Genomic DNA, 5,461 nt, shown 5'->3' on the forward strand with positions numbered 1-5,461 from the left:
CCGGTCGCGGTGGTACCAGCGGGCGCCGCACCGTCTACAGCCGGCGCTGGTGCCGATCCGCCGCCGCGCAGCCGTGCGACAAGTGCCTGATAACCATCGGAGTTGAGTTTGGCGATCCCGTCCGGGGCCTGGAAAAGTGTCAGGATGACGCCACCACCGGCGATGAGGGGCAGCCAGCCGCTGATGTCACCGAGCGAATCAACGATCTTCGCCGTGACACCGCCCGCAATCATGGTGGCGCCGGCCAGGCTGCCCGACGCCCAGCCAATACCGCCAATCACCGCATACATGACGACGTTGATGGACCCGAACACGTCGAACTGGGTGAAGACCACGGTCGGGCTGCGGAACCCGGTGAGGATCCCGCCGATCGCGCCGATCGCGGCGGCCAGGCCGAAGGCGTAGAGCTTGGCCCCGTAGACCCCGATGCCGATCGACGCGGCAGCCCGCTCATTGCTGCGGATCGCCAGCAGCCGCCGACCGGTGCGGCCACGCCGCACATTGGCCACGAGGAGACCGAGCAACACCAACATGATCAGGACAAGAGTCGCGTAGCGCCGAGGGTAGGTGATCGGGTCGAGGTCGACACCGAACAGGGACGGCGTCCCGACATTGGTCCCGTCAAGCCCGCCGGTGAGCTCACCGTTACCCAAGATCATATTCTGGATCACCAGTGCCAGGCCGAGCGTGGCGACCGCGAGGTTAACCCCACGGGTACGCAGTGCGGGCAGCGCCACAATGAGACCGGCCGGTATCGCGGCAAGAACACCGACGAGTGCCGCCAGCCAGAATGGCCACCCCGACGCGGCGACCAGCCGGGCCGCGACCCAGGCACCGAAGCCGGCCAACGCCCACTGACTGAGCGAGAGCTGTCCAGCGTAACCGGTGACGACGACGACGGACAGCACGAGCACCGCCGCGATGAAGGTCGTGGCGAGCGAGTCGACCCAGTCGGTAGGCACTGTCCAGACGAGCAACGCACCCGCGGCGATCGCCGGAATGAGCAGCGGCAGGTTCACCCGTCCTGGACCGGGCAACGGCAACCGCACGGGAAGGTCACCGCGGGCGGGCCGGGCACGTCCACCGAGAGTGAGAATGACGATAATCAACAGGAACGGTACGGAATCCGCGAGCCCGGTGACGTCGGCGAGGTAGCGTCCGACCTCCGCCTGCACGACACCGAGCAGCATGGCGCCGCCGATCGTGAGCAGGAAGGACGAGAAGCCTCCGACCAGCGCCGCCGCGAGCGCGGGAACGACAAGCAGGGTGAGTGCACCCGCGGACAGTCCGGTGATGGGCGCGAGGAAGATCGCGGCGGTGGCGTACAGCGCGCCGCCGACGCTCCAGTTCACCAGCTCAATCATGGATGTCGACCATCCGGAGGCCGCTGCCGTGCGCCGGTTCTCCGCCACCGCCGTGGTCGCGAGACCGAACCGGGTCCGGGAATAGATCAACCACAGGACGGCCGCGAGCACGATCAGAAGACCGATGAGGACGATACGGTCCTTACCGATGACCAACGAGCCGGTCACGTGGACCGCCTTGGTCGGCAGGATCGACTTCACCAGCTCCTGCGCGGACCCCCAGACAAGCACCACCACGCCCTCGAGGAACAGCAGGACTCCGAGCGTGGCGATGAGCTTGACCAACGCGGAGGCCCGGCGCAGCGGGACCATGACCAACAGGTGGGTGGCACCACCCAGCGCCGCCCCGAACGCGATACTCAGCACCAGCGCGGCGATCCAGTTCACATGATGGGTGTCGCGCAGGTCATAGAAGACGAAGGCGGCGAAACCGCCCGTCACGCCGCTGGCGAAGTTCAGTACTCCGGAGGCTCGGAAGACCAGCACGATCCCGAGCGCGGCCAGCGCGTACAAGCTGCCCGTGCCAAGACCCAGCAGGGCAAAGCGGAGGAAATCCACGTCGGAAAGCCTTTCTGCCGAGAACGCGGGTATGCCGGCGCACCCGGCCGCGGGAGGAACCGCGGCCGGGTGCCGAAACAGCCGCGGTTAGGAGCTGCCGAGGACGTTGAATGCCTGGTTGTCGAACAGTGGTGTACGGGTACCGTTTTTGACCTCGGAGAAGTACACACTGGTGGTGAAAATCCGGTTACCGTCGAACAGAACCTTGATCGGCTTGGCGAAGTCCACCTTGGGCAGCGGCGAGAAGTCGATCTCTCCGGCGGTGTTCAGAGCATTGGCCAGGCTCTCCCCGTCGATCGTGGTCAGCTTCGCCGCGTACTGGGCCACCAGGTGGACGGTCGCCCACGCGGTCATGGCACCTTCGCTGCGGGTGTCAGCGGCAACACCGGCGGCATCCAGCTCGGAGTTGAACTGCTTGATCGCGGGAATGGTGGTATCGCTGGCCGGTGGCATCGAACCAACCAGCACCAGCCCGTCCGCGGCCGATCCAAGCGTCTTGATCATTTTATCCTCGATGACCGTAGCGCCGTAGGCGGTCGTGACCTTGGAGCCCGCCTGCGAGAGCGCCTGCAACAGCTTGGACGCCTGGCTCGAGCCCAGCACCATGTCGATGCAGTCGGTGGTGCCGCTGGTCAACGTGGCCGCGCTGGTCGTCAGGTCGGTGGCAGTCGGCGCGATCGGCACAGTCTTGTTGATGTTCAGGTTGAACGACTTGAGGCCGATGCCGAAGAAGGAAGCCGAGTTGCGTCCAGCCGCGATGTCGACGACCGCGACGGCCGGATCCTTCTTACCCAGCTTGCCACAGGCCGTCCCGCCACCGGCGATGTTGACCGCGCCGCTGCCGAACGGGAAGGAGTACGGGCTCTTGAGCTCACTGGCGCTGCTCGGTACTTCACCGATCGCCGGGATCTTCGCCTTCTCCAGGATCGGCATGTACCGGTCGCCGGTGCTGGAGTTGGCCGTCACGAACAGGTACTTGCCCTGAACGGCCTGGGTCGCACAATCAGCGCCCTTGTTCGGGTCGAACTGGTCATCGCAGGCGGTGACCTCCAGCGGCCGGCCCTTGATACCGCCGGCCTTGTTGATTGCTTGAGCCGCGGCCTTCACCGCCGCGGGGACTCCCGGGTAGCTGTCGGACGGGCCTGACAGCGCCTGGATCGTCATGATCTTTATGGGTTCGCCGGAAAGCTTGGTCGCCGACCCCGACGCGGCACTCCCGTCATTCGACGAAGAACTACCGCATGCGGCCAGCGCGAGGGCACCGGCAAGCGCTACGGCGAAGGGTGCCTTCGAGCGGACTTTCATGATCCTCCTTGAGAAGGGTAACTGAATCACCGAACGCAACAGTATGAATCGCTTAATCGGATAGACATTTCTACAGTGCGCGAAGTGTGACCTTTGACACCACACCCGTCAAGTCCCAGACTCACCGCATGCCCGGAAATCCACGAATATGACTCTTGGTGTCAGTACCAGCACAATCTGGTCCACCTGCGCGGTCAGCGGAGCCGGCTCGGCAAGGGCCTAACCGCGCGCGATCGCCGAGGCCGCGGCCATGGTCTCCGCGCTCAGCTCCCACTCGGCGGCGGCGACGTTGGTGCGGAGCTGCGCCGGCGAGGTCACGCCAGCGATCACCGATGCCACCGCGGGTTGCGCGATCAGCCAGGCGATCGAGAGTTCCAGGAGGGTGTGCCCGTCCTGGCCAGCCAGCCTCTCGAAGGCCTCAAGGCGGTCGTGTGTGCGCTCGGAGAGGATTTTCGCCGCCACCGCAGGGGCTACATGATCTCCGAGGCGGGTGCCCGCGGGGGGAGCCTGCCCCCGGCGATACTTGCCGGTGAGAACTCCGGAGGCGAGGGGGAAGAACGGAAGAAACGCCATGCCCTGGGCGGACGCTGCTGGCACGGTGTCGGAAAGCGCCTGCGGCCGCAACAGATTGAGCCGGTTCTGGACGCTGGCGAACGGCCTCAGGCCATGATCGTTCGCGGCGCGCGCCGCCTCGTCGATCTGGGCGGTGGCCATGTTCGCACACCCGATCTCCCGGGCCTTGCCCGCCTGAACGAGGCCCTCCAACGCACCGAGGGTCTCCTCGATCGGCACGGACGGGTCGGGGAAGTGCAGCTGGTAGAGGTCGATACGGTCGGTGCGCAGCCGCCGCAGGCTCGCCTCGACGGCCGTCGTGATCCAGCGGGGGCTCGCGCCGCCTTCGCCGGGCGCCGCGCCGTAGCGCGACCCGAACTTCGTCGCGATCACGACTTCGTCGCGGCGGGCCGCCAACAGACGCCCGAGCAGCTCCTCGGACGCGCCGGCACCGTACTCGTCAGCCGTGTCGAAGAAGGTCACGCCGCTGTCGGCGGCGGCGGCGAGGATGGCCGCGGTCCTGGTCTCGTCGCAGGTGGTGCCGAGCTGGTTGCAGCCCAGCCCCACGACCGAGACCTCCAGGCTACCGATCCTTCGGGTACGCATTCCCGTCCCTTCCCCGTCCGGTACCGCTGTCGGCACCGGTACCGGCAGCGGCAGCCGCTACAGCCATGCCGGTCCTCCTCGTGGTTCGCGGCGGTACGTCATGAGCCCAGGAGTGCCAGCGCGCTCTCGATCAATCCGGGGATGGCCTGCGCGTAGCGCTCAGCGGACGGGTCCGGGCTGGGCCGCCGCCGGTTGTGCTTGACGATGAGAGACAGCGTGGCCGCCGACTTGAAGTGGACCAGTGCGTCGAACCAACGCAGATCGGCCACGGCCGTGCCCCGGGCCTGCTCGTAGGTGTCCAGGACGGCAGCGGCGGACGGGACGCCCGGCGGGTCGAAACGCGCGATCGGGCTGCCCATCACCCCACACATGGACAGAAACCAGGCCAGGTCCAATCTGGGATCGCCCACCGTCCAGATCTCCCAGTCGATGACGGCGGTGATGTCGCCGCCGACGGCGAGCATGTTGCCCAGGCGCCAGTCACCGTGCACCACGACCGGGGCGAGCTCCGCCGGCAGCCGGGCGCGCAGTGCCGCGGCACACTCCGAGTGGCGCGGCCGCAACGCCTGTTCGACCGTGTCCAGCGCGCGCTCCCACCGACCGACCTCATCCGCCAGGGACACCGGCCGCTCATCCCCCAGGCCCACCGACACCGGCGAGATGGCCTGCATCGCCGCGAGCATGCGCGCCGCCGCGGCGAAGCGGCCCCGCACCGCCGCGGGTGCGAGCGGCGCCCGCGGCGTATCCATGATCGGCTCGTAGGAGTCCCCGTCGATGAAGTCCATCGCGAACAGCGGTGGGATTCCCGGCGGGTCCCCCGGGTCGCCGAAGAGCACCCGGGGCACCCGGATGTCCGGCACGGCAGCCAACGCGCGCAACAACCGGGCCTGTCGTAGAACGTCCCGGTTGCGGACCGGAGACACACCGGGCGTGGCAACCTTGAGCACGACCCGACGGCGTCCACCGGCGGCGTCCACCAGTGACGCGGCGAAGGTGTGGCCCGACTGGCCACCGGTGAGCTCGACAAGATCCTCGACCGCCACCTCGCCCGCCGGGCCACCCGCACCCGCACCCGC

4 protein-coding genes are annotated in these 5,461 nt (G+C 67.6%); all 4 read right to left on the reverse strand.

Annotated features, from left to right (window positions below):
- On the reverse strand, positions 1 to 1,922 hold a 1,922-nt coding region (locus tag MJ785_RS04680; RefSeq protein WP_239380083.1), incomplete at its 3' end, for an ABC transporter permease.
- A gap of 87 nt (positions 1,923 to 2,009) precedes the next feature.
- Complete coding sequence (locus MJ785_RS04685) at positions 2,010 to 3,227, reverse strand: ABC transporter substrate-binding protein (protein WP_239308334.1); 1,218 nt, start codon at positions 3,225 to 3,227, stop codon at positions 2,010 to 2,012.
- A 219-nt stretch (positions 3,228 to 3,446) separates the two neighbouring features.
- Positions 3,447 to 4,385 (reverse strand): aldo/keto reductase, encoded by a 939-nt coding sequence (locus tag MJ785_RS04690; RefSeq protein ID WP_239380084.1) that lies wholly within the window; start codon positions 4,383 to 4,385, stop codon positions 3,447 to 3,449.
- 98 nt (positions 4,386 to 4,483) lie between these two features.
- The coding region (locus MJ785_RS04695; RefSeq protein ID WP_239380085.1) for a phosphotransferase family protein at positions 4,484 to 5,461 on the reverse strand (978 nt) is incomplete at its 5' end.

This window comes from Protofrankia sp. CiT1 (assembly GCF_917627335.1).
Classification (GTDB): Bacteria; Actinomycetota; Actinomycetes; order Frankiales; family Frankiaceae; genus Protofrankia.

Bases quoted from the DNA above. Each gene is read 5' to 3' on its own strand.
- MJ785_RS04690 (WP_239380084.1), bottom strand. From the start codon at position 4,385: ATGCGTACCCGAAGGATCGGTAGCCTGGAGGTCTCGGTCGTGGGGCTG.
- MJ785_RS04685 (WP_239308334.1), bottom strand. From the start codon at position 3,227: ATGAAAGTCCGCTCGAAGGCACCCTTCGCCGTAGCGCTTGCCGGTGCC.